24 protein-coding genes are annotated in these 25,035 nt (G+C 42.5%); 15 read left to right on the top strand and 9 right to left on the bottom strand.

Features of this window, described 5'->3' with window-relative positions:
- Positions 1-12: 12 nt before the first annotated feature.
- The 3 genes from KUA50_RS12885 to KUA50_RS12875 form a co-directional block, all read right to left on the bottom strand.
- Entirely contained in the window at positions 13-2,271 is a 2,259-nt protein-coding gene (locus KUA50_RS12885; protein ID WP_413777467.1) for an AAA family ATPase, read from the bottom strand.
- A gap of 78 nt (positions 2,272-2,349) precedes the next feature.
- Positions 2,350-2,652, bottom strand: a complete 303-nt coding sequence (locus tag KUA50_RS12880; RefSeq protein WP_118119195.1) for an ATP-dependent Clp protease adaptor ClpS — start codon at positions 2,650-2,652, stop codon at positions 2,350-2,352.
- 14 nt (positions 2,653-2,666) lie between these two features.
- On the bottom strand, positions 2,667-3,173 hold the full coding sequence (locus KUA50_RS12875; RefSeq protein ID WP_177724351.1) for a flavin reductase family protein: 507 nt from the start codon (positions 3,171-3,173) through the stop codon (positions 2,667-2,669).
- 392 nt (positions 3,174-3,565) lie between these two features.
- On the opposite strand from KUA50_RS12875, the gene KUA50_RS12870 reads away from it, so the two are divergent.
- Positions 3,566-5,623 (top strand): TonB-dependent receptor plug domain-containing protein, encoded by a 2,058-nt coding sequence (locus KUA50_RS12870; protein WP_218455827.1) that lies wholly within the window; start codon positions 3,566-3,568, stop codon positions 5,621-5,623.
- A gap of 84 nt (positions 5,624-5,707) precedes the next feature.
- On the opposite strand, the gene KUA50_RS12865 is transcribed toward KUA50_RS12870, so the two are convergent.
- Positions 5,708-6,691 carry a cation diffusion facilitator family transporter gene (locus tag KUA50_RS12865; RefSeq protein ID WP_256624079.1) on the bottom strand — a complete coding sequence of 328 codons (984 nt, stop codon included), beginning with the start codon at positions 6,689-6,691 and terminating at the stop codon, positions 5,708-5,710.
- 240 nt (positions 6,692-6,931) lie between these two features.
- On the opposite strand from KUA50_RS12865, the gene KUA50_RS12860 reads away from it, so the two are divergent.
- Positions 6,932-7,111, top strand: a complete 180-nt coding sequence (locus tag KUA50_RS12860) for a hypothetical protein (protein ID WP_218455826.1) — start codon at positions 6,932-6,934, stop codon at positions 7,109-7,111.
- Between the two features lie 200 nt (positions 7,112-7,311).
- On the top strand, positions 7,312-8,559 hold the full coding sequence (locus KUA50_RS12855) for an ATP-binding protein (RefSeq protein WP_235390668.1): 1,248 nt from the start codon (positions 7,312-7,314) through the stop codon (positions 8,557-8,559).
- Between the two features lie 145 nt (positions 8,560-8,704).
- On the opposite strand, the gene KUA50_RS12850 is transcribed toward KUA50_RS12855, so the two are convergent.
- Positions 8,705-9,721, bottom strand: coding sequence for a hypothetical protein (locus KUA50_RS12850; RefSeq protein WP_218455824.1), 1,017 nt, complete (start codon positions 9,719-9,721; stop codon positions 8,705-8,707).
- A 1-nt stretch (position 9,722) separates the two neighbouring features.
- Entirely contained in the window at positions 9,723-10,736 is a 1,014-nt protein-coding gene (locus KUA50_RS12845; RefSeq protein ID WP_218455823.1) for a hypothetical protein, read from the bottom strand.
- Positions 10,737-11,278: 542 nt separating this feature from the next.
- Between KUA50_RS12845 and KUA50_RS12830 the strand changes: the two genes are divergently transcribed.
- The 8 genes from KUA50_RS12830 to KUA50_RS12795 all read left to right on the top strand — a co-directional run bounded on the left by KUA50_RS12830 (position 11,279) and on the right by KUA50_RS12795 (position 19,133).
- Positions 11,279-13,492, top strand: a complete 2,214-nt coding sequence (locus tag KUA50_RS12830) for a site-specific integrase (RefSeq protein ID WP_022328232.1) — start codon at positions 11,279-11,281, stop codon at positions 13,490-13,492.
- Positions 13,493-13,618: 126 nt separating this feature from the next.
- Positions 13,619-14,365 carry a hypothetical protein gene (locus KUA50_RS12825; RefSeq protein WP_022328233.1) on the top strand — a complete coding sequence of 249 codons (747 nt, stop codon included), beginning with the start codon at positions 13,619-13,621 and terminating at the stop codon, positions 14,363-14,365.
- 157 nt (positions 14,366-14,522) lie between these two features.
- Positions 14,523-14,987: a helix-turn-helix domain-containing protein gene (locus KUA50_RS12820; protein ID WP_022328234.1), complete on the top strand. Its 465-nt coding sequence runs from the start codon at positions 14,523-14,525 to the stop codon at positions 14,985-14,987.
- A 2-nt stretch (positions 14,988-14,989) separates the two neighbouring features.
- A complete protein-coding gene (locus KUA50_RS12815) occupies positions 14,990-16,102 on the top strand; it encodes an AAA family ATPase (protein ID WP_071122664.1) in 1,113 nt (370 codons plus the stop codon).
- 178 nt (positions 16,103-16,280) lie between these two features.
- A complete protein-coding gene (locus KUA50_RS12810; protein WP_022328236.1) occupies positions 16,281-17,189 on the top strand; it encodes a toprim domain-containing protein in 909 nt (302 codons plus the stop codon).
- 151 nt (positions 17,190-17,340) lie between these two features.
- The gene (locus tag KUA50_RS12805; RefSeq protein ID WP_081477588.1) at positions 17,341-17,904 is read left to right on the top strand and encodes a type IV toxin-antitoxin system AbiEi family antitoxin domain-containing protein; all 564 of its coding nucleotides are present in this window, start codon (positions 17,341-17,343) and stop codon (positions 17,902-17,904) included.
- A gap of 10 nt (positions 17,905-17,914) precedes the next feature.
- Positions 17,915-18,769: a nucleotidyl transferase AbiEii/AbiGii toxin family protein gene (locus KUA50_RS12800; protein WP_022328238.1), complete on the top strand. Its 855-nt coding sequence runs from the start codon at positions 17,915-17,917 to the stop codon at positions 18,767-18,769.
- 112 nt (positions 18,770-18,881) lie between these two features.
- Positions 18,882-19,133, top strand: a complete 252-nt coding sequence (locus KUA50_RS12795) for a hypothetical protein (protein ID WP_071122663.1) — start codon at positions 18,882-18,884, stop codon at positions 19,131-19,133.
- A gap of 47 nt (positions 19,134-19,180) precedes the next feature.
- On the opposite strand, the gene KUA50_RS12790 is transcribed toward KUA50_RS12795, so the two are convergent.
- Genes KUA50_RS12790 through KUA50_RS12780 form a run of 3 tightly spaced genes read right to left on the bottom strand, consistent with a single transcriptional unit; the run spans position 19,181 to position 22,870 of the window.
- The gene (locus KUA50_RS12790; RefSeq protein ID WP_071122662.1) at positions 19,181-19,450 is read right to left on the bottom strand and encodes a helix-turn-helix transcriptional regulator; all 270 of its coding nucleotides are present in this window, start codon (positions 19,448-19,450) and stop codon (positions 19,181-19,183) included.
- A gap of 15 nt (positions 19,451-19,465) precedes the next feature.
- The gene (locus KUA50_RS12785; protein ID WP_071122661.1) at positions 19,466-21,772 is read right to left on the bottom strand and encodes a S8 family peptidase; all 2,307 of its coding nucleotides are present in this window, start codon (positions 21,770-21,772) and stop codon (positions 19,466-19,468) included.
- Positions 21,773-21,778: 6 nt separating this feature from the next.
- Complete coding sequence (locus tag KUA50_RS12780; RefSeq protein WP_071122660.1) at positions 21,779-22,870, bottom strand: AAA family ATPase; 1,092 nt, start codon at positions 22,868-22,870, stop codon at positions 21,779-21,781.
- 439 nt (positions 22,871-23,309) lie between these two features.
- Here KUA50_RS12780 and KUA50_RS12775 point away from each other — a divergent pair, with 439 nt between their 5' ends.
- The 4 genes from KUA50_RS12775 (at position 23,310) to KUA50_RS12760 (ending at position 25,010) form a co-directional block, all read left to right on the top strand.
- Positions 23,310-23,846: a hypothetical protein gene (locus KUA50_RS12775; protein WP_153138105.1), complete on the top strand. Its 537-nt coding sequence runs from the start codon at positions 23,310-23,312 to the stop codon at positions 23,844-23,846.
- Positions 23,836-24,174 carry a DUF4134 domain-containing protein gene (locus KUA50_RS12770; RefSeq protein WP_010537137.1) on the top strand — a complete coding sequence of 113 codons (339 nt, stop codon included), beginning with the start codon at positions 23,836-23,838 and terminating at the stop codon, positions 24,172-24,174. The genes KUA50_RS12775 and KUA50_RS12770 overlap by 11 nt, the downstream gene beginning before the upstream one ends.
- A 104-nt stretch (positions 24,175-24,278) precedes the next feature.
- On the top strand, positions 24,279-24,656 hold the full coding sequence (locus KUA50_RS12765) for a DUF4134 domain-containing protein (protein ID WP_010537138.1): 378 nt from the start codon (positions 24,279-24,281) through the stop codon (positions 24,654-24,656).
- A 51-nt stretch (positions 24,657-24,707) separates the two neighbouring features.
- On the top strand, positions 24,708-25,010 hold the full coding sequence (locus KUA50_RS12760) for a DUF4133 domain-containing protein (protein WP_153138108.1): 303 nt from the start codon (positions 24,708-24,710) through the stop codon (positions 25,008-25,010).
- Positions 25,011-25,035 lie beyond the last annotated feature (25 nt).

Genomic DNA, 25,035 nt, shown 5'->3' with positions numbered 1-25,035 from the left:
TAGTCTTTAGCATTATTTTTTTGAAGGACGAACATCCTTGATGATGAGTTCCTTGCCGTCAAAGTCAACGATACCCTGACCGCCCTTCTTCAACTTACCGAAAAGCAGCGCTTTCATCAGGATAGGCTTCAGGCGGTTGCCGATGACACGATCCATCTCGCGGGCTCCATACTCCTTGGTGAAGCCCCACTCCAGAATCTTCTCGCGTGCTGCATCAGTAAGCGTTATAGAGACGCCCTTTGTCGCCAATTTTGCATCGAGCTGACGAAGCTTCTTGGCAAGAATCAGTTCTGCCATGTGCTTATCCATATCGTTGAATACCACGGTGTCGGAAAGTCGGTTGATGAACTCTGGTTTGAAGGTTTTCTTCACCTGTGTAAGCATCGCCTCGCCACGGGAAACATTACTGTTGAAACCTACATTTGCCTGTGAAGCATACTGAGCTCCGGCATTTGAGGTCATGATGAGAATCACGTTACGGAAATCAGCCTTCTGACCCTTGTTATCAGTCAGACGGGCATAATCCATCACCTGAAGCAGGATGTTGTAGATGTCGCTATGCGCTTTCTCTATCTCATCGAGCAGGAGCACGCAGTTTGGCGTCTTGCGGATAGCATCAGTCAAGAGACCACCATCTTCATAACCCACGTATCCGGCTGGCGAACCGATGAGTTTTGCCACGGTATGCTTCTCGGTGTATTCACTCATATCCAAGCGCACCAACTCGATGCCGAGTTCTTTAGCCAACTGCTTTGCCACCTCGGTTTTACCTACACCCGTAGGACCCACGAAGAGCAGCGAAGCCAATGGTTTGTCATCATCCACCAGTCCTGCCTTGGACATCATCACAGCCTCAACCACTTTATCTACAGCCTTATCCTGACCATAGATTTTGTCGAGTATGCGCTGGCGGAGCGTAGCCAGGGAATCATTGTTTTCATCCTTGATGGCAGCCGCATCAATCTTGCAAACCTTGGTAAGAATCTGCTGGATAATTGCCTTGGTTACGTAAGAACGCTGGCGATATTCCACAGGATGCACCTCCAGATAAGCACCCGCCTCGTCGATGAGGTCGATGGCCTTATCAGGCAGACAGCGGTTGCTGATGTATTTGGCACTGGCACGCACAGCATACTCTAATGCATCCTTGCGGTAAGTCACGCCATGATACTTATTATACTTATATTGCAATCCCTCCAATATCTTGATAGTCTCCTCCTCAGAAGGTTCCTTGATGTCTATCTGCTGGAATCTGCGGGTAATACTCTTGCTCTTAGACATATAGCGGTTGTACTCCTCGTAAGTAGTAGAGCCGATAAAGCGGATGTCACCAGCCTCCAGATACTGCTTGAGCATATTGGAAGCATCCAGACTGCCGTCAGAACCACGTCCGGCACCAATGATATTATGAATCTCATCAATATAGATGATGACATTACCTTCATTGGCAGCACCAGCCATGACCAGCTTGATGCGTTTCTCAAAATCACCACGATATTGGGCACCAGCCAACATCTGTCCGATGTCCATGCTGTAGATGCGGGCACCTTTCAGACGATCAGGCACCTTATCTTCATTGATAAGTTTGGCAAGCCCATAGACCAAAGCCGTCTTTCCTACTCCCGGTTCACCAATATGCAAAGGATTATTCTTCTCTGCACGGCAAAGCACCTGGATGGTACGATCCAGTTCCTGCTCTCTTCCGATGAGCGGATTATGTTCATCCACCTTTCTGGAGATACAAGTTACAAGCTGGTGCCAGTCATCCGGCATATTACGCCCTTCTTCGTCATAATCATCATCATACTCATCGTCCATTTCATCTGACATGATGCCTGTATCAGAAGCATCACCCTCAAGAGGGTAAAAGCTATCTACGCTGGCAAGGAATTCTCCCTGTCTGTCGCCAATAGCCTTTCCCAACAGGAATGCTGCCTCTGAATTTTGCAGCCCTAACATCGCCTGCACGAAATGAGTCACGTGAACCAGTTTTCTATCTGCAGTCACCGCCAGGGCACAAGCTGTACCAAACATCGTCTTGAAAAGAGATGAAGGTTCTGGCAAATATTTTATTGATGAAGGGACCCGCTCCTGCTTGGCAAGCCAATTTACCAAATCCTCATGCATTTTCATACAGTCCACGTCTTCCTCCTGAAGAGCCTGACAGAAAGAGAACTGTCGCAAGAGTGCCAAGAGCAAGTGCTCCGGCATGATAAACTCATGGTCGAAGAATCGCGCTTGCTTGAGAGCATCATCCATCAAGGCACTCATATATCGGGTCAATCCCATACTATCCATCGTAATAACTTCCTTTCTTTTTAGGTGGGAAATTCCCACATTTTGTTTTACTTATTCTGGCATGTAAGTAAGCTTCAGCGGATACTTTTGTGAGCGAGACCGCTCCATGGCTTTCTCCACCTTGCTCTTGGCAATATCATAGCTATAAGTTCCCACCACGGCTTTTTCTTCATGATGTACCTTGAGCATGATTGTTTCTGCCTCTTCAGCCGACTTGAAGAAGATGGACTGAAGGATGTCCACCACAAAATCCATCGGTGTGAAGTCGTCATTAAACATCATCACCACATAACGTCTTGGTTCCTTTAATCGGGTCTTCTGACGTTCTCGAATTGCTGTTTGTTCTTGAGCCATTGTTTCTTTTATTGTTATTTAGTATAGGCATTTACGATTTCCACCACATAGACATCGTGGAATCCACCTTTCTCTCCATACCATTGCAAGAGACTCTTGTCGAGAAATTTCTCAGCAGTCATTGTATCCTTGAAGAGCTTACGGCACTCGAAGGTCATGCGAGCCTGCTCAAAAGCAATGCTTCCGTTGTCGGTTGCCACAGGTGTCAAACCAGTCTCCTTCGCCTTATCGAAATCACGTCCACTCTTAGAACCACAGAAATTATAAATCTTGCGAGCCTCCTCGTTCTTACCGAGGAAAGAGAGTGTCAAGTATTCATTTTCCTCTATCAACCCATGAGTATAACGTTCTGGGCGAATAAAGATGACAGCCACAGGCTTGTTCCACAACCATCCGAGGCATCCCCAAGAAGCAGTCATCATATTAAACTTATCTTTGTTGCCTGCAGCCACCAAGATCCATTCCTTGCCGATAGTCTCGAACACGTTATCATTGAGCGTTTTAACATCAAACTTTTCCATTTGCTTATTCCTTTCTTATATACCTTGTTTAATTATAAATTATAGGGGTAGATGAGCAATATCCATGCCATTTTCCTCAGAAGTTAATGCAAAGATAGTATTTTTATCCGAAAGTCCATTGCTTTCTGAGAGATATTTTCAACATTTTTCCTTGGTTTATGCAGAAAAGTTTGGAAGTATAGTATTACGGAAGAGTGAATCATATAACCTATCTAATCTAAACACATCATACAAGGGACAGTAAACACATCCATGCAAAGGACCGTTTTGCAAAAAAATCGAATTTTATTTGGTCAGTTCTGTTATTATCAGTACCTTTGCACCCCCGAAAGCCGTCGGCAAAGCGTACCGATAGCTTCCATTTATTATTTATTTTTAAACATTTTAATTTAATGTACAAAACAATTTTCAACAAGCGCAACAGCTTGAAGTTCAACCGATTCTCTAACAAGAGCTACTCACTCTTCGCAGTTTTGGGAAGAGAGGTTCTTGTTGGTGCACTCAGCGTTGCTACCCTGAGCCATGCTAAGGCAGCAGGCGTAAGCACAGAGGGAGCCAAGGTTGATTCTACCCTCTACAAGGGCGGAAAGGCTTACGAGCTGGATGCGGTGAGCGTTACCGGATCTCGTGCGCCGATGACTGTAGAGCAGTCACCTAAAATTGTGTCTGTCATTACCCGCGACGATATTCATCGTGCGGCTGCACAGACTATCAACGATGTATTGAAATTAGCTACCGGCGTGGATGTCCGTCAGCGTGGTGGCTTTGGCGTTCAGACGGATATCTCCATCAATGGTGGAACCTTTGACCAGATTACCATTCTCTTGAATGGCGTCAACATTTCTAATCCTCAGACTGGTCACAATGCTTCTGATTTTCCTGTAGCTCTTGCCGACATCGATCACATCGAAGTGCTCGAGGGGGCAGCATCGCGCTTATTCGGAACTTCAGCCTTCAACGGTGCCATCAATATCGTGACCAAGAAGGCAAAGAATGATGGAGTATCTGCAAGTGTAGAAGGCGGAAGCTTTGGAAGTTTCGGAGCACAGGGACGTGTGCAGACGGCTTATGCCAAAAGCAAGTGGACACACGCCTACTCTGCCAGCGGAGGCTACAAGCGTTCGGACGGAGGAACAGACAACAGCGACTTCGAGAAAGGACAAGGTTTCGGACAGGTAAACCTGAGCTACGACCAGTGTTTCGACATCAATGCTCAGGTGGGTATCTCTACCCAGAGCTACGGTGCCAACACTTTCTACAGCGCCAAATACAACAACCAATATGAGAAGACAGACCATGGTATGGCTTCTCTCAACCTGAGTCTGCACAACCAGGAGAAGACCTGGGAGATTGCGCCTCAATTCTATTATAACAAATTCAAGGATCACTATCAATTGATTCGTGGAAAGGCTGGAGCTGCAGCAGGCGAGAACTATCACGACCTCGATGTTTATGGTGGTGGTCTGAATGCCAACGTGGCTTGGGCTTTGGGTAAGACCGCAGTGGGTTTCGACATCAGTAAGGAGTGCATCTACTCTACTGCATTGGGCGAGGAACTCGCAGAGAAAGACTATAAGGACATCTCTGGTTCCGACCGTCAATATACCCGAAAGGGTGAGCGCACCAACACCAACATCATATTGGAGCACAACTTCATCTTCGGCGGCTTCACCTTGTCGGCAGGTGTCTTGGCTAACAAGAATACAGGTCTTGACAACGACTTCCGCTTCTATCCTGGTGTAGATATGAGTTATCGTCCTAACGACAACTGGAAGTTCTACGCATCCTGGAACAAGGCTCTGAGAATGCCTACCTACACCGACTTATATATGAGTAATGCGGTGCAGCAGGGCGACCTCACCCTGAACCCGGAGAAGAACTCAACCTTCAAGATAGGCACTCAATATCGCCAGGCTGGTTTTGCCGCAACCGTAAGCGGATTCTACGCACACGGCACCAACATGATTGACTGGGTTCAGACTTCCGTGACCGAACAGAATGACAGCAAGTATCATGTAATGAACATCGGAAAGCTCAACAACATGGGATACAACGTGGATGCAACTATCTACATGAGAGAGTTGGTACCAAACAGTTTCATTACCCGCATCAAGTTGGGTTATGCTTACATCTATCAGGATCATAAGACCGAGACCAACATCCTGAAATCACTCTATGCATTGGAGTATCTGAAGCACAAGGCAGTATTCGGTCTGGATCATCAGATCTGGAACAAGCTTTCAGCATCGTGGAGCGTAAGATGGCAGCAGAGAATGAATGGCTATCATCCATACACCAAGGTGGATTGCAAGCTGATGTGGGATGAGAAAAAATACAATATCTTCGTGAAAGCCGACAACATCACTTGCCACCGCTACTACGACCTCACAGCTGTTAAGCAGCCAGGGTTGTGGATTATGGCAGGAGCCAGCGTAAATCTCGGCTGGTAATATAATAAAACGAGCCTTGATGGAGGTTTCTTCCTTCCGTCAAGGCTCGTTTCCTTTTATTCCGGCTATTTCCTTTTATTTCAGTTATTCTGGTTTCTGATATTTTCCGTTCACTTTTATCGGTTCGAGATGGATTCCCACATGGGTATCTGCACCGAAGTGCTGCTTCAATCTTGTTTCGATATGAGTAGCATGCTCATGTGCCTCATAAAGCGAAAGAGAACCCGGCATGCGGACGTGCATCTCTATCGCAATCTTGTTTCCGATGCGACGGGTACGCAGGTTATGAATCTCTCCTACTCCCCGCTCTTCGTTCGCAATCTTCAGGATTTCATCTTCCTCCGTTTCTGGAAGACTGGCATCCGTCAGTTCTTTCACAGACTGCATCACCAGTCCCCAAGCAGCCTTGATGATGAAGGCACTCACGATGATGGCTGCAAGCGGATCGAGCACCGCCCATTTTTCTCCCAGGATGATGGCGCCACCAATACCGAACATCGTTCCGATACTCGATAAAGCATCGCTGCGATGATGCCAGGCATTCGCCACGACAGCCTCGGAATGATATTTCTTTCCGGCTTTAACCGTAAACTGATAAGCCCATTCCTTCATCACGATACTTACGATGGCAGCAATCAAGGCTACAACGCCCGGCTGCTGGAGTGTCTCGCCGCAGATGGCACGATAAGTCTTGGTTACACCCGAATAGCAGATCATCACACCCACCACGAAGAGCGAAATACCGATGATGGCTGTGGCAAGCGTCTCGTATTTGCCATGACCATAATCATGGTCCTTATCCTTCGGTTTATTACCTAACTTAACGAATACCAGTACCACCACATCGGTAGCGAAATCAGTAAGCGAGTGGATGGCATCCGCTATCATGGCTGCCGAATGTCCGAGAATACCTGCAGCAAACTTCAGCACGAGCAGCACCACATTGATGATGCTTCCCGCTATCGTCACCTTATATACTTCCTTCACTCTATCCACATCAGCGGAATGATCCTTATTCTTATCTGCAGCAATCTCTTGCACGCTATTTACTTTCTCATTCTTTTCCATTTTATAAAATCCAATGGAAGTCCTTTGCTTCCTCTTATCATGTTTTTGTATCATCCAATCCTTTATCTTGTCTTTCATGAATTGAGCCGCAAAAGTACATCTTTTTTCTGAAAGCGGATAAAAAGGGAGATTAAAAAAGTATAACGAATAGGGAATAATGTGATAGCGAAGAGAGAAAAGCATGGAATTTTGTGATAAAGTTGTATCTTTTTCTTGAAAACAGAGAAAAGAATAAAAACTATGGAATTCGACAAATCACCGAACTTAAAATATCAAGCCGTAACCGTTAATTCTGCGAAAGAAAATTGCGGAAATCCGCAAAAATTCTACATAGAATTAATAAAAGTATTATTTTTGCAAAAGAAAAATGCGGAAATCCGCAAAAAACTTTCCTGTTATGATTGTAAATATAGAGACTAATATCTACCTTTGCTACGTATAGACGATAGTTTTATGATTCTGTATTTACCATTATAAGTTAACGAACTTAAAATATCAAGCCGTAGCCGTTAATTCTGCGAAAGAAAACTGCGGAAATCCGCAAAAATTCTACATAGAATTAATAAAAGTATTATTTTTGCAAAAGAAAAATGCGGAAATCCGCAAAAATCTTTCCTGTTATGATTGTAAATAGAGACAAATATCTACAAGAGTTGGTTAGTTCACGCCATAATGGACTGGTAAAAATCATTACCGGTATGCGCCGTTGCGGAAAATCCTTTCTGCTATTTCGTCTCTTCAAGCGTTTCCTTGAAGACGATGGAGTCATGCCCGACCACATCATAGAAATGGCATTCGATGACTATGCATTCAAGGAGTTTCGCAATCCTGACAAGTTTTATAAGTATGTAAAAGAGAAGATTGCTGACGACCAACCTTATTACATTCTGCTTGATGAGGTACAGATGCTTGACGAGTTTGAAGATGTACTAAATGGATTATTGCATATTCCCAATGCTGATGTTTATGTGACGGGAAGCAATGCACGCTTCCTATCCAAGGATATAATAACCGAATTTCGTGGACGAGGATACCAAATACACGTTTCACCACTCAGCTTTGCTGAATTTATGACCGTATATGATGGCGACAAGCAGGATGGTTGGAACGAATATTTGCTTTATGGTGGTCTTCCGCCTGTTGTTCTACAAAAGACAGAAGAAGAAAAAGTGAGACTTCTGAACAGCCTCTTGACTGAGACTTACATGATAGATGTCATTAACAGAAACAAGATAAAGAACGATGCAGAACTCAACGATTTATTCAAGATTCTCGCATCGGGAATTGGCGGACTTACCAATCCACAACGACTTGCCAATACTTTCCAATCTGTAAAGAATGTCTCTATAAGCTCTGCAACCATCAAGAAATACATCGAATATCTTGCAGATGCGTTCTTACTTGAGCCATGCAATCGCTATGACGTAAAAGGTCGTAAGTATATCGGAACGCCATTGAAATATTATTTTTCTGACTTAGGCATTCGCAATGCACTTCTCGGCTTTCGCCAACAAGAGAAAACCCATCTGATGGAGAATGCCATCTATAACGAACTTCGCTACCGTGGATATAGTGTGGACATTGGCAACGTAGAAATCAACGGCGTGGACGAAAAAGGAACCAAAGTGAGACGGATGCTTGAAGTTGACTTTGTTTGCAACCAAGGCTACAAACGCTGCTACATCCAGTCGGCTCTCAGTTTGCCAGACAAGGAGAAGACGAAACAAGAACTTGCCTCTTTGCTACGTATAGACGATAGTTTTATGAAGTATGTGATAACAGGCGACCTCATCAAGAAATACCAAAACGATGACGGCATCGTATTTATGGACGTATTTGATTTCTTGTTGGATAAAGATTCTATATGATAACTTAAATAAGAGGGTGTGTCAGAAATCCTGATACACCCTCTTATTTAAATATCAGTCTAATTGCTTAAACTCAAAATCAAACTTGCTGCAACAACTCTTCTTATAGTCGAACTGGTACATACGCATTACAGAAAGAAAATTTTCAATCTAATCTTTGCCAATTATGGCTACTATTAATCTTATTTACAGCACGAGGACATTTTACACCTCTATTAGGAGCTTTCGCTTTTACTTGTGCCCCACACCTACTGCATCTCCACGTATGAATACCATCACGACCTGTATTTGCACGGATATTCTTATTTACACTTCTATCAAAAGCCGCCTGCATCTGCTTTACCTGTTTATCCGTTATCACCCACTCTTTATTTTGTTTAGGTGCTTCCTTCTTGGCTTTATAAGAAGTTACAGTAGTACCTAATTCAGCATTTATATCATTGACGTTATCTTCAAATAAATCACGTACAGCCTTTGCAAAGTTTTCACTTAGACAATCTTCCCGCAGTTCTACATACCTCTTCCCCATATATAAACGTGCTGGATTTTCTTCATTTCTAATAGTACCCGAAGCTGTCAACCGTAAAATTGTTGACAACGTAGCCATATCAGCATTTTCTAGCCCAAAATCGTTCAAACATCTTGTATACTTTACTAAATATTCTCCAGACTTTGACAAATAAAACAAATGACTATGTCCAAACAAGTAAACCAAATTAGTTCCATCTCCAGTTAAAACAATTACACCTTCACTATACCACCCATCGTCTTCGGAATATTCAAATTCAACAAACCTCTGATGGATATCTTTGATTTTTAAATTAACGAAACTACTATCTGAACCCACCTTAAGAAAAGCAGTTCCATTATCAAAATACAAATTTCCAGATTGGCATTGACTAAAATCTACTTCTCTTAAATCAGAGTGAAGATAAACGTCTAAAACACGAACTTCAGATTTTGTTGATTTATATTCACTTCCATTATCATTTATTACTATATCAGTACTACTATTTACTTTTAAATATCGCGGCATATCCCCACCACGATAAAAATAAATAGAACCATCTATCTCCATAGCAACGCTTGACATCACCATTGTAAGAACTAACAACAAAACAGAAAAAACACGTTTCATTACACAAAAAACTTTAATAATCAATTTAATCTAATCTTCCCCAAACATGTTGTCCGCCTTCAGGACAATTACCCGTATGAGGGATATCGTTTGTTTGTATTTGCACACCACAATGTTGACATTGATAAACATAAGAAGAACCAGCAACTGCTATTTTTATCCAACTATGAAATGTCCAATATGATTTTGTAAAGAAATCACATACAGAACTTTTTGGTTTTTCTTCTGCTTTAACAACTCTACCACAATTTTGACAATTCCAATAATACATAGGATGTAATGCAGATTCTATCTTTGCGATATAGACAGGAAGCTCTGGGGTGCCAAAAACAGAGACTGGTATTGAATATGCCCCACCAATTGTTATTTTATCATCTACACCAAGTATCTCACTATCGTCGGCTATCTGCATATTAAACTCACATTTCTCAAAGACCAGCTTTTCTGACAAGCTATACAAGCCCAAATTATTTCCCTTATCGTGGAAATGAAGGTTAAAACCTTTTTCATTTTTCTTCACTGTAACGACTTCATTCAGGCTGGTGTAAATTTCTCCTGGTCTATCAAAAAAGAAGATTATGCTTGATTTACCATCAAAATAATAAGCACAATATTGATTAGGACACACGATATCTTTAAATGCAATTATCTTCAATGGCCATATTTCATAAGAAGGTTCAATAGTCATCGTATTAGTTGCAGTATCTGCCTGTACCAAACATTTTAAAGAGCTTTCATTCTCACCAAAATCAATACTGTCATTACCTGCAGCATCTCCATTATAAAGACCAAAATCAAAACTTTTTAAATTGCCTAAAGGATAATGTCTTAGAGAATCAACTAAGTCATCAACAACAATATTCTTATTATCAATGTATACAATATAATGCTCCTTTCCTGAAGGATCATCAGACTTACCAAGAATATATTTACCCTCTTGCTGGTATTGTAAAGCCTTCTCATACACCATTTCAGGATAATTCTTCATACAAGAAGAAAAAAGCAGGCTCATTAATAGTATCACCAAAAAATGTTTCATATACAATTATTTTTTAAAGTTATTAATTTAGGGGACAAAGATAGTGATTCTACTTGACACTATCAAGTCCATAATGGTTCATAAGCGAAATTTCTTGATTTCGGCTTAACAAAAGTTGTAAAAATCGTTATGTTTCATTGGTATATTATCATTTTGCCAGGTGTTCCCGAGACTTGGCGGATTAAGATTTCGGTTTCGGCAAAATAAAAAAGCGTGGGAACTTACCCGTCACTCGTCCCACTCTCTGAGGCCTTCGCATTGCCCTGCACTGTTGAACGAGCAACGTCAAATCTCATGCAACAATCAAAATGATAAGAAATCGCGCGTAAATACCAATATATACAGCATATAGCAAGTATTTAATAAAGTATGTATTTTGTTATTTGTTTGTTACTTTGCCATTTAATTTTATTATTTATCATAGTTAATGGTTCGTAATTGGTTCTTATTTTGGGTAACAAATCCAATTATTTTTCGTATCTTTGCACCGCGAGTAACAAATCTCGCAAAATGACAATAAGTAGAATAAATAACAAAGTAACATGAGAAGTAACAATGAACCTGTGCGCATACGCTACAAGGATTTGGCGAATGGCACAAAGTCGATTTATCTCGACACTTACAAAAGTGGAAAGAGGTCGTATGAGTTCTTGAAGCTTTATCTGCTTCCCGAGGACGATGACAAGGCTAAGGCAGTCAATGCCGAGACCTTGCAGAAGGCAGAAGCTATCAAGAACCAACGAGTGCAAGAAATCCTGTCGGGAAAGTTGGAAACAGTGAAGGCTTCCTTGGAGCATCCTGCTTCTACAACAACTTCAAGCAAGAAGACCGCACGTTTAAGTAAGAAGAAAAAAGTCGGCAGTGATAAAACTGGCAAAAGTGTCAAGGGAAAGGAAAGTGAGGTAAACGAAGTCGTTGGAGCCGTTTCTGGCAGAGAAGGACACCAATGGAAGTTTATTGACGATGACGGTGAGGACAGAGCCATAGATGGAACAATCAAAAAACATAGAGGCAGACCCAACAAGCGTGAAGCTGTCACTCTTCGTTTCAAGGACCTTGCCAACGGCAGTAAGTCGCTCTACTTCGACATATATTATAATGGTGAGCGCAAGTACGAGTTTCTGAAGCTCTATATCAACCCAGAGATTACCGAGGCTGACAAGCAGAATAATGCCTTGGTCATGGAAACCGCAGAGCGTCTGAAAGAACGCAAGATGCGAGAGGTTGTCAATGGAGAGACTTTCACGGATCCTTCTGACGAGCTGAACCAAGTGGAGAAAGTTGAGGAATACACCAGTTCTGTGATAGTCCGTAGTCGCAAGATGCGCAATGGAGACCGTTCCCTCTTCCTTGATATATATTATGGTAAGGGACAACGTGCCTATGAGTCAGTTGGTCTTTACCTTCGTAAGGATGACAGCGAGGATAAACACAAGGAAATCTGGAAAGAAGCTGAGAAAAAGGCCAAGGAACGCATGAAGGCATTGAAGGACGGAACCTTTGAGAAGCGTGTCGGCAGAAGAGGCTACAAGCCGCATGGAGAAGATCCAGATGCCAACGTGGACAAATACAAGGAGTATCTTGCCACTAAGAAGGTGAAGACAGAGATTGCCGTTGCAGAGACTGAGCGCAAGAGAAATTCCAAGACCAAGGAGCCTGTGAGAATCCGCTTCAAGGAACTTGCCAACGGCAACAAGTCGGTCTATCTATCCATCAATGTCAACGGTCGCCGTACCTATGATTATCTGCGCCTTTATCTCATACCAGAGGTTGACGCAGCTGCCAGGGAGCAGAACAAGCAGACAATGCAAGCAGTCTATGCTATCAAGGCACAACGCATCATGAGCATCACTAACGGTATCGCAGGGCTCAAAGACAAGTCAAGAATCAAAATGCGACTTGTGGATTGGTTGGAGATATTCCGTGACGCACAAGTGGAGCGAGGAAGACAATCTGCCCGAAACTGGGTGAACAGCGTGCTGAATGCAGTGAGAGAACACTCGCCAAATGTGACACTCGCAGAGATGACCAAGGAATACTGCAATGGTTTCATGGTGTTCTTGTTGAACGACTATATCACCTACAAGCACACCCATCCGTCCAAGTCCACGGTGATGAACTATCTCAAATGCCTCAAAGCAGCCTTCAACATGGCTATTGAGGAAGAGATAATGGACGACAATCCCGTATTGCGTCTTCGCATGGATGTTCTGAAAGGTGGCGGCACCAAGCGAGAGTACCTGACCGTTGACGAGGTGAAGAGACTGATTGACACCCCTTGCAAGCGTGAGGATATCAAGGCGGCGTTTCTGTTTTCATGCTTCTGCGGACTCCGTATCAGTGACGTGAAGAGTTTGAAGTGGAAGAACATCATCACCGAGGGTGACAAGACACGAGTTGAGATATTGCAGTACAAGACCAAGCAGCCTCTCTATCTTCCTCTCAACAAGCAAGCCCTTCGTTGGATGCCTGAGCGTGGATCTGCAAGTGACGAGGACAATGTGTTTCCAACACTGCCAAGCAAGAACTACGACTGCATCCCGGAATGGAGCCGTGCGGCAGGTATCAGCAAGCATGTAACCTACCATGTCTCAAGGCACACGTTCGCCACGATGGAGCTGACCATGGGCGCAGACCTATACACTACAAGCAAACTTCTCGGTCATACGGAGGTGCGCACGACACAAATTTACGCAAAAATCATCAACAAGAAAAAGGACGAGGCTGTTTCTCTGTTGGACAGTGCGTTCGAATAATAAAAATGGAACATAATAATACATCAAACAACCAAGGACGAGAAGACTCCTCGTTCTCTCTTTTTACCCCAATGCAATGAATGCACCTTCGCTAACGGTGTAGGTGGCATTTGTGGTACCAACAAATTGTGGCTGTTCTTCAAGGAAGCCCATGAGTGCTATCAGACGGAAGTCATAGGATGCGGTAAACTGTATCACCGCTACAAAAAGGACTTTCTCAACAGCCATTCCTATACGGACTGCCAGTATGCGGCAGGAAAGAACGAGCACAAGAAGAACTTCTACATCATGGAGGAGTTTCTTGAAGAACGTGAGGATTTGGTAGTCATATTCTTTACCAAAGTGGATTTCGAGTATCATGACTACAAGGCTCTTCATCACAAGTTCAACACCACGGAGCCGCCTCCAAATGGTCAGTATCTCCATGGTAAACCACCGTCAATATTACAAACAGCACAAGAAACCAAACCGAAACAGGACTTTCAATGTTACTTTGATTCTACTCAGTTGAACCTCATTGCGCGCCATGCCAATGAGGTTCATTTGTTCTCAGCCGATGTGTCGGAAGAGGATATGCGAAAACTCTTCTCGTGCCAAGTTTGCAAGCAGCTAAAGGCGAGAAGTAACAGACGTGTGGCATTCTTCTTTGACATGCTCTGCAGCAAGAACTTGATTTGCAAGCAATGGCAATCGGTCATTGCCAAGCATAAACTCATCCTGTCTTCATCAACAGACAAGCCACTTACAACAACCAAGCTGTCCTCAGCAACCAGTGATGCCAAAAGTACCAACGCCAGTATCTATGAGGCTATCCGCAAGAAAGTGCAAGAAATAGCAGAATGCGGTAAAAATGATAGCAAGGACACCATCTGACAGATGAAAACCTTGACAGTTGGCTTGATAGTCGGTTGACAGTCAAGCGCCCTTCCATCCGATTGGGCAGAAATGCCCTTACCTTTGCCCTCCGTAATCAGAAACCTGGTTATGGAGGGCGACCTCGTTATGTGTAACGATAAATAAAATTACGACAATGATTGGACAGACAACAAATCAGGCAAACAATCCGCCAAAGGATGGTGCGATACTACCGCCAACGATAGACGTGGATAAACACGAGTTGACAGAACAAGAACTGGCAGACATGACACCAATGAGACTTGCCGAGCGCATTCAACAGATGGAAGAAGCATTCAAGCTGCTTGGACCAGTGGAGGATGTGCTGAACCGCATCAAGTGCTTGGAGAAATGGCTCTTTGCAGGAAAAGACGTGCTCACCCTTGACGAGGCAAGCGTATTCCTTGACGCTTCAAAGAGTCAGCTTTACAAACTGACACGTACCTTTGCCATTCCCCATTACAAGCCAAACGGCAAGACCATCTATTTCAGCAAGGAAGAACTGGTGGAATGGATCAAGAAGCACCCTGTGAAAACAAAAGACGTGTATGAGCAGGATGCCATACGCTATGTGATGAACAAACCCTTGAAGAGCAGATGACGATGGAAGACATGAACGACATGAGCCTCTTTGAAGGCGCAGCGGACAATGCTGATTTGTTGGAAAAGTTGCTGAAGGCATCGCTTATCCATGCGGATGAGACCTACCAGACACCGCCACAGATAATATGGGTGGACAACTCGACCATAGCCACGCTTGGCAACTTCAGTGCCTCCACAGGCAAGGCGAAGAGCCGAAAGACGTTCAACGTGTCCGCTTTGGTTGCTGCCTCGCTTGCTAACGGAAAGGTGCTGCAATATACGGCAAAACTACCCGATGACAAGCGTAAGATACTCTACGTTGATACGGAGCAGAGCCGTTTCCACTGTCACAGCGTGATGCAGCGCATCCTCCGGCTTGCAGGATTGCCCGACAACATGAACAGTGAGAACCTTGTGTTCTTCGGACTGCGAGAGTACAGTCCCAACCTCAGACTGCGACTGATAGAATATGCCTTGCAGACGCAAAAGGGCTTTGGCTTGGTCATCATTGACGGCATAAGGGACTTGATGCTCGACATCAACAATCCGAGCGAGTCCGTCCATATCATCAACAAACTGATGCAGTGGTCAAGCCGCTATGACCTGCACATCCATTGCGTCTTGCACCTGAATAAGGGTGATGACAATGTAAGAGGTCACATTGGCACGGAACTCAGCAACAAGGCAGAGACGGTACTGGTGATAAGTAAGAGCAATTCGATGGCGAATGTGAGTGAAGTGAAACCGCTCAACATCCGAGACAAGGACTTTGTCCCTTTTGCGTTTCAAATAAATAAGGAGGGATTGCCAGAGATTGCCAAAGACTATGTGGTTGACTCTACCACAGCCAAACAGCCTAAGATGACAATAGCCGACATTACCGATGAGCAGCATGACAAGGCACTTGGAATGGCTTTCGGCAAGAAAGTGGTGTCAGGTTATGAGAATGTGATAAACGCATTGACGAAAGGATATACAACTATTGGTTTTGCCAGAGGAAGAACAGTGATGTCAAAGTTGCTGACCTTCCTATTGAAGAGCAAACTGGTGGTGAAGTGTGGCAATAACGAGTATTGCAGAATGAAGGATTATCCTTCGCTTCCGCTGCTTGAAGAGCAGGAGGTGAAGAAGTGAGGATGAAGCGAAAATCACTTCAAAAACCACTTCATTCACCTCGGTGTATATATAATAGTAGAACGGACGGATTTTGTGAAGTGGCATCATATTTAACTACAAAATGACTTCACAAAACCGTTCATTCACTCTGGTGTATATATAATAAGCGCACGAATGAACAAAAAATGAATGAAAGATGAACATACAACAAGCAAAGGAAATCAAACTCACGGACTATCTGAGCGCATTGGGACATCAGCCCAAACGATGCAGCAAGTCCACATCTTATTATCTGTCGCCATTGCATGCGGAGACAAAGCCATCGTTCAAGGTGAACTTCAGCCGAAACCAATGGTATGACTTTGCTCTTGGCAAGGGTGGCAACATCATTGCTCTTGCCCAACTTCTCTACAATACGGATGATGTGGGTGCTGCATTGCAGCATATAACAGCGGACATGAACAACCCAAAGTCCACAAAGGCAAAACCTCCCATACCGACACAAGTAGAGACAAACAAAATGGACAAGGTACATATCCAAGACTTGTCCTACCCTGTGCTTATGTCGTATCTGCGTTCACGCCATGTGGATGCGGACATGGGTAAACGCTATTGCAAGGAGATCTGGTACACGTTTAAGGGCAAGCGGTATTTTGGCATAGCCTTTCCAAATAACCGGGATGGGTATGAACTGCGTAACCCATATTATAAAGGTTGTTTGGGCGAGAAAGACATATCCTTGATACATTCACAGCAAGTTGGAGTGCAGGACAGATGCTGCATCTTCGAGGGGTTTATGGACTTTCTTTCGTACAAGACTTTGGAAAAGCGAGGCGACAATGTGATTTGCATACAAGAGCCATGTGATTATATTTTACTGAACTCCATCAGTAGCCTTGGGAAATGCATGGAACGATTGGCGTGTTACACTGCTATCCATTGTTATCTTGATAATGACCAAGCAGGAACGGTGGCTGCCCATACAATCATGGACTGTTATCAAAACAGGGCAATCAACGAATCCATAAGATATGCAGAATACAAGGATGTCAATGATTATCTTATCGGCAGAAAATCCATTATTCCGCATAAAGAGGATGTATAAAACGATAATTTTCTACGGAGAAAGTCAATATTCTCCGTAGAAAACTATATTTTGCGTGATTTTTGCGTAGATTTCCGTACAAACATACTACATTTTTGAAAATATGTAGTAACTTTGTACAGAATTAAAGATGCAAATCATGGAAAAGCGTATGACAAATCCAAAATCTGAAGGCTATATCTCTGCAAAAGATATGGCAGGAAGAGCTGCATACTATAAAGTATTGCAAGCCGCCAAGAATGGCGAACTCACCAGAATAAAAAGAGGTGTGTATGCAACCGATGACCATTTGGCAAGTCAAATGCTTGATGTGGAAAAGGTTGTTCCTGGTGGTGTGTTGTGTCTGTATTCCGCTTGGTCACATTATCAGTTGACTACACAGGTACCACAAGAATATTGTCTTGCAATAAAAAGAGGCCGAAAAATCACCCTTCCAGATTATCCCCCAATTACACTATACCATTGGAGTGATACCGCCTTTAACCTTGGAATTACGAATACAGAGATTGAGGGTTTCAAGGTGAGGATATATGACGTGGAGAAATGTGTCTGTGATGCAGTAAAGTATAGAAACAAAATCGGCATAGATGTCTGTACGGAGATTATAAAGGAATATCTGAAACGCAGAGATCGTAATGTCAGCAAACTGATGAAATATGCCTCACAACTGAGAGTTGCCAAAACATTGGGAACATATCTACAAATGGAACTATAAAATAATAAATATGACAACGAAGAATTATGCTCGCTCGGTAAGAGCGAAACTGCTTAATATATCGAAAGAAGAGAATGTCTTCTACCAATCGATATTGACACGATACTTTCAGGAGCGTCTGTTGTACCGTCTGTCGGTAAGTCCATACAAAGAACGCTTTATATTGAAAGGTGGTGCATTACTGTATGCCCATGAGCATTTGAAAGCAAGACCAACATTGGACATAGATTTCCTTGGTCAACAGATTAGCCGTGAGTTGGACAATATCAAGGAGACATTCAGAAATTTATGCGACATAGAATGTCCGGAAGACGGAGTTGTCTTTGAAAAGGACAGCATTAGCGTAGAAGAAATCACTCTCAAAAAAGAATATAATGGTGTGCGAGTGCATGTCAAGGTAGGACTTGACACGGCAAGCCAAGTTATTTCCATGGATGTAGGCTTTGGCGACATCATAACTCCTGCACCCGTTGACCTTTCTTATCCGGTGTTGCTGGACACATTACCAGAAGTTGACATCTTGGCTTACTCTTTAGAGACCGTGGTGGCTGAAAAGTATCAGGCAATGATAGACCATGCGACAGAGAACAGCCGCATGAAAGACTTCTTTGATGTGTACAGAATACTAAAAGCAGGAAATATTGACTTGGACACATTGCAAGAAGCCATCACAGCCACGTTTGAGAATAGAGGCACCGCCATCTCTACGGAATATAGCCTTTTCGAGGATTCTTTTGCGACAGATGCCAAACGAAATATTATGTGGAATAGTTATTTGAAGAAAATCAAATTCAAGGAGCCACTAACCTTCCAAGAAGTTTGGACATATATCACACAGGAACTGAAACAATACATGGAAAAATAACAGTTCACCAAGAATTTGCCAAGCTCTCCGTTTCGGAGGGCTTTTTTTATGCCCTTTTCATAAGCAAAGATTATAAGGATGTAAACGATTGTCTAATAGGGAGAAAGAAAGCATGAGGGAAGCAAAAGTGGAATATGACGATATAGCGGATATACACTGGTGGATGGTGGATCATATTCACTATCTGCCAGCCATGATATATGCTGTATTGTTGATAGATATAGTATCAATCGTTGTCATCATCAAACATAGCAAGGGGCTGGAGCAAGACGAGGTATTGGAACGATTGAAGATAGGATGCAGTGTGGCAGTGTTCCTGCTTGGGATGCTGTTGGTGTATTATATAGCATATCTGTTTTGGTAAGGTGATATGGGAAAGTTTGAAAAACGATAGTTTTCTACGGAGAATATTCATTTTCTCCGCAGAAAACTGTTGTATTGAATTTGGATGTTCAGAAGCAATGAAGCAGGAATCCCCATAACTGATTCTATCTGTAAAGCCATTTCTGTGGATAGTTGTCTTTTCCCAGAAATTGTTTCATTTAAAGCTATCAATTCGATATTAGCTTTTTCTGACAATTGCTCTACAGACAGTCCCGACGCAACAAGCTCGTCGTTTATCAGTTCTCCAACATGAGTGGGCACATAGGGAATGGCGTTTGAAAAATCATATGTAGCCATAATAAAGTACGATCATTAATTATCAACTCTAATATCATTATGAATATTGATATCGTTGTGTACATATCCTCTTTGTTCTAGTAAATCGAGACATTCGGTATATATAGTGCCACGATGTCTAGGGTCTTTTATTGTCACAACGACAACAACGTCTTGCGAAAGTACTTCTCCGTCTCTCTCCAAAGCTTGTACAGCTGCATCACGGTAGAGTCCAGTGAGTTTCAGTGCCCATTTTCTGTTTTCTCCCAATGCCTTTCTCCTGTTAGTGTCAGTCATCTTGGAAAGATCAACATAATACTTCTTGATAGGTTGATATTTATCTCCCTGTTCAATCAGCATACGTTCTTCTGCGAACTCCTTTTTGAAAGCTTTTGAGCTATAAATCGATGCATTGAGTACATTAACGGCATCTTTTGATGTTCTTGACTCATTGCGCATCATACCTTCGCCCAATTGAACATGTTCAACATGGTCATAAGTTTCCAATAGAACATCCACTTGACTTTGGCAATACTCACAACCTTGCCCCGCATTAATTACAGGATTCACAGCCATTGACAATGTAATTTCACCGATGAAATAACCGTTTTCAACCAAACTTTGTGGGTATGGAAAATCCAAAGAAACAATATTTGTTCCTTTCTGTAAAGTCTGATGAAAAACCATAGTGCACTCATCAGCATCGTTGTTAAGCATATCTGTAATAACAGATGGCAAACCGAACCCCATTTCCCTGCGAAGTTCTTCTGGCGTTTTCGATAAACCTACAGGGTAATCAGAGTTGTGAACAAGCAATGCTTTCAAAAGCAAGGGATTGCATTCACCTCCAATCATCTGATTAAGATTAGCAGCCAAAGCTGTAATTCGCGGAGTAGAAAAACTAGTTCCACTCCAGCGGCAAAACTGTCTTCCCCATTCTGAAAACAGGGACAGATGTGTATCCATATTGCCGCCATAGTGCACCAAATCTGGCTTTACTGCATTTTCAACACCAGGACCAATGCGAGAAAAAGGACTTCTGTCATTTTCTTTAGCATCATTATTGGTAGTTTTCTTATGAGCTATAGATCCTACAACGAGACTAAGCAAAGAATCGGCGCCATCAGTAATTCTTTGATTTTCTGCTCTTGGATCAACATTACCTGCAGATTTGCAAATCAAGATTCTGTTGTCTTTCTGCAAGCTGTCCAATGCGATGCCCAAGTCGGAATATCTGTCATTATCTATCGTTTTTGTTGTACCTTGCGAGAGATTCCAGATTTTTATATCTGGATGTTTAGCGATAGCATTTTGAATGTTGGCTACCAACTCGTTTTCGTATATTTGGGTTCTGTCTGTATTGACAATACAACTCTTTATTTTACAAGGTCCACATTTCGTCAAATCTTTATTTTCAAGAAAATCACCATAGTTGATGACACTTGCAACAGCAGTTCCATGACTTCTGTTTATGTCTTCATCTTCCAAATCAGCGATATTATCTTCATCATCAATCATCCAAGGACGCAGGTAATCATTATCGCCAACACCAGAATCCAACAAGCCTACCACAGGATATGTTGCGCCTTCCAATGGTGTCATCACTTCGATGCTGGAGTTGTCTTCGTCTGGGGCAGTTTCAAATTCTATTGTAGGCATTTTTCTAACCGCCAAGACACAATCCATGGATGCAATAGCCTGAAGTGCTTCCTCTGACACATGTTCCAAGGAAAACAAGCGTAAGCTACTAGCATAATTCAGCTCTTCTAATTCAACTCCAAATTCCTTGCATTTTATACTCAAAGCAATACGAGAACGATGATTGTACTCACTATTCAGATAATCAACCAACTGCAGTTTGAGACGGTCATTTTCTTGAATGCTATCATCAACAACAGCCTTGTATCGAGAAATGTTTTCTATTGCAGACAAACCAATCTTTTTGTCTTTCGGCAGATTGGCTGTATTTACCACCTTAAAACCTCGCTCCATTTTCTTCAAATCATTGGCGGTATCAATCTTTACCAAGATTTTACCTACCGATGTGACTCCTAGGACATTTCGTTTAGAGTTTACATCCATCATTTTTCGCACTGCTGGACGATGAGATTTAGCTGTTGCTTTTTTGTTCAGTGTAATCTCTGTAAGCACAGGCATCGTTCTATTTGCATCAGAGAATAATTCTGAGAACAACTCCAATTGATCGTAAACCCTTTCTGCATTAACGGAAATAGCAGTATCATTAACCCACTTTGGTAATTCACTGCCACCACCAGCTTCCGTCAAGAAATTGTCTGTTTCTCCCCTAAAAGATACATTTTGTATAGGATATTCTTTTGCCATAATTCACTATTTTTTAGATAATACATTTCTGACCAATCTTGCACTAATATTTAGTTTTTGTACAATCTTGGCTTGACTAACTCCGTTTGTGTTAAGGAACATGATGAGTTTATCTTGTGCTTCGTCTTTTCCTTCGAACTCAAAGATAGTAACAAGTAAGTCCTCATATTCAATAGCTTTGCTTCCATTGATAACGCCCTTCACTTTTAGTTTGTTAAATATCGTAGAGATGTCAGAGGGAGACATTTTTTTTGTTAAGTCACAAACCGTTTTCATCTTTTGTCCATCCTCTACAAAAGGACAATTGAACCCAGATGTTAAGTCCAAAATTATTTTTTTTCTTGCTTCGTCATCAGGCATTCCGACTTCAATTTTTGTTGTGAAGCGTCTCCAAACGGCCTTGTCTAACAATTCGGGATGGTTTGTTGCTGCAATCAGAACGCAAGAAGTTGGCATGGAGTCAATGTTTTGAAGCAAGCTGTTGATGACACGCTTCAGTTCTCCCAGCTCGTGATTGTCGTCACGTGCCTTGGCTATAGCATCAAATTCGTCAAGAAACAAGATGCATGGCATGCTACTAGCATAGCTGAATATTTTTCTTAAGTTCTTTGCTGTACTACCAAGAAGTGATGAAACAATTCCATCCAATCTTGCTACCACCAATGGTAAATTGGTGTTTTCACTGACATAGTGAGCTATAGAGGTCTTACCACAACCAGGTGCTCCGTAAAGAAGCATGGACTTAGGCATATTAACCCCTGCCTGTTCCAGTTCGTCACTGTGCCTCACCAACTCAATGAATTCACCTACTTGCCTTCCGACATTATCAGAAAGGACAATATTGGTACGTGTTGAGTCTTCGGGAATTACTTCTACTATTTGCAATTTGCTGTCCGAATCTAAAGGTAACATACGCATGGCATCAGCTGTTGCAGAACTTCTTGTGTTAGAGTTTTGAATTTGCTCTTTGATGCAACGAGCCAATTGAATGTCGCCCTCGGCTTCAAGACGAGTAGCTAAACGATTGGAGTAACTTATGATTTTTCTCCTATCGTTATTCAATCCTCCTTCTATAATTCTTAATATATCTGATGACATATGGCTTGTTATACATGTTATTATTATTTTTTGAATACAAAAGTAATAAAATAAAATCCAATGCGGCAAACATATTGAAACATTAACTCATTTTTAACACTAAACGTACATAAAATCAAAATATCTGTACGAATACCTCTGTTTTATGTTATATTACGTATTAAACAAGTACATATTACAAGATTTAAACAGATAAGGTATTCTATACTTAAAAACATCCGTCTAAGTATAAGGAAGAAATATGCGAAAACTAACAGAAGAAGCTGATTAAAGTATGATTGAGAGTATGATATATGATTATAATTTGAATATATCTTAAACTTTGATGGTCATACTTTACAAAATTCTTTTATGTCGGATTTTACTCTTTACTTTGCACTCGCAACTGGCACTTTTGCCACTGCATAGAGTATAAATCATCAATAAAACAAAGTATTATATGAGTCCATTTTTGATATTCGCCATCAGCCTTACCATTGCATACGCTATTTACTATGCGGTGATGATAACAAGAGACCTGTATGGTAAGAAGGAAGAAGCCAAAAGCAATGAGGAAGTGTTTGACATCAGCAACATAACGGAAGAGGAAGCTGCTGTAGCCATCAACGAAAGCGATGGTGGCTTTAGCGTTGCCGACAAGCAATACGACACGAGTTTCCAAGACGGCACATCATACGATGAGGGCTATGGCATGGGAACAGAGAACAACGGAATGAGTGGTTATTCTCCAGAAACGGATTCTTCCGGCAGAGAAGATGATGTTGATGAAGACGAAGGAAATAATGTCAACCAACAGAAGCCGAAGAACGCAGCCGAGTCGTTGCAGGAAAAGATGGATGGGCAGATGGAGTCCACTTCTCCCATATGGATAGACGGACTATGGCAGGACGACTTCACGGAGAGCCTATTGAAACAAGGCGAGACAAAGCCAGGACAACCAAACATCAAAACAATACCAGTCAAGGATGAAATTTAGCCATATCATAAAGAATGTAGTAAGTTCCTTTGTCTTTGCGCTGCTCCCCCTGTCAGCATCAGCCAAATGCGGTAATGTGGACTATAGCTGGGGAGCAGACGCACTGGCAGGGATGCACGACTATGTGGTGACGATGATGCTGTATGTGCTGTATCTGACATACGCTGTCGCTGCTGTGATGGTGATTATATCCGCTTTGCAGATATACATCAAGATGAACACAGGGGAAGATGGAGTTACCAAGTCCATACTGACGCTGATAGGAGCCTGTCTGTTTATGATAGGCGCATCCATCCTGTTCCCAGCATTCTTTGGTTACCAGATTTAAGACTCAACTGCAGAAGAGTATATCATGTGAAAGCGACAACACCTTTCTATATAATTATAATAAGGTGTTTCCAAACGAATCATTAACAAGTAAAACAAGAAAGAATGTTTAAGAAAACAACGAACTATTTGAAGAAGACCGCCAAGAGCGTTCTCTCTTCAGGACGCTTGAAGACATTGGCATTGATGCTCCTTGTGGGCGGTGGCATTGCCATGGCGCAAAACTCGGCAGGTGACTACACTGCAGGAACCACTGCCTTGACAACTGTGACAGAGGAAATAGCCAAATACGTGCCTATTGTGGTCAAGCTCTGTTATGCCATTGCAGGTGTTGTTGCCGTAGTGGGTGCCATCAGCGTTTACATCGCTATGAACAATGAGGAGCAGGATGTCAAGAAGAAGATCATGATGATTGTAGGAGCATGTATCTTCCTCGTGGCAGCAGCACAGGCATTGCCATTGTTCTTCGGTGTGACCAACTAACGAGTGAGAGTTATTCTGTGCATATTCAGTAAGTGAGAAACGACGTGAAGAATGGCAAGAGAAGAGCAGGAAATCCGCTACCAAGACTACCCACTATTTAAGGGACTCCAGAAACCCCTTGAATTCATGGGAATACAGGGGCGGTACATCTATTGGGCAGCAGCCACAGCAGGAGGAGCCATCATCGGCTTCATTGCCGCCTACTGTCTGATAGGTATCATTGCAGGACTGATAGTGTTGGTCGTGGCAATCGCTACGGGTGCAGGTCTCATCATGTTCAAACAACGGAAGGGAATGCATACCAAGAAGAACGACCAAGGAGTGTTTATCTATGCCTACAGCAAGCGCATATAAAAATGTGAAACAAAAAAGTATCGAC

The organism is Segatella hominis (assembly GCF_019249725.2).
In the GTDB taxonomy this organism is placed as follows: Bacteria; Bacteroidota; Bacteroidia; order Bacteroidales; family Bacteroidaceae; genus Prevotella.
The sequence above is the reverse complement of the archived record's forward strand: the minus strand, read 5'-3'. Positions and strand labels throughout refer to the sequence as shown.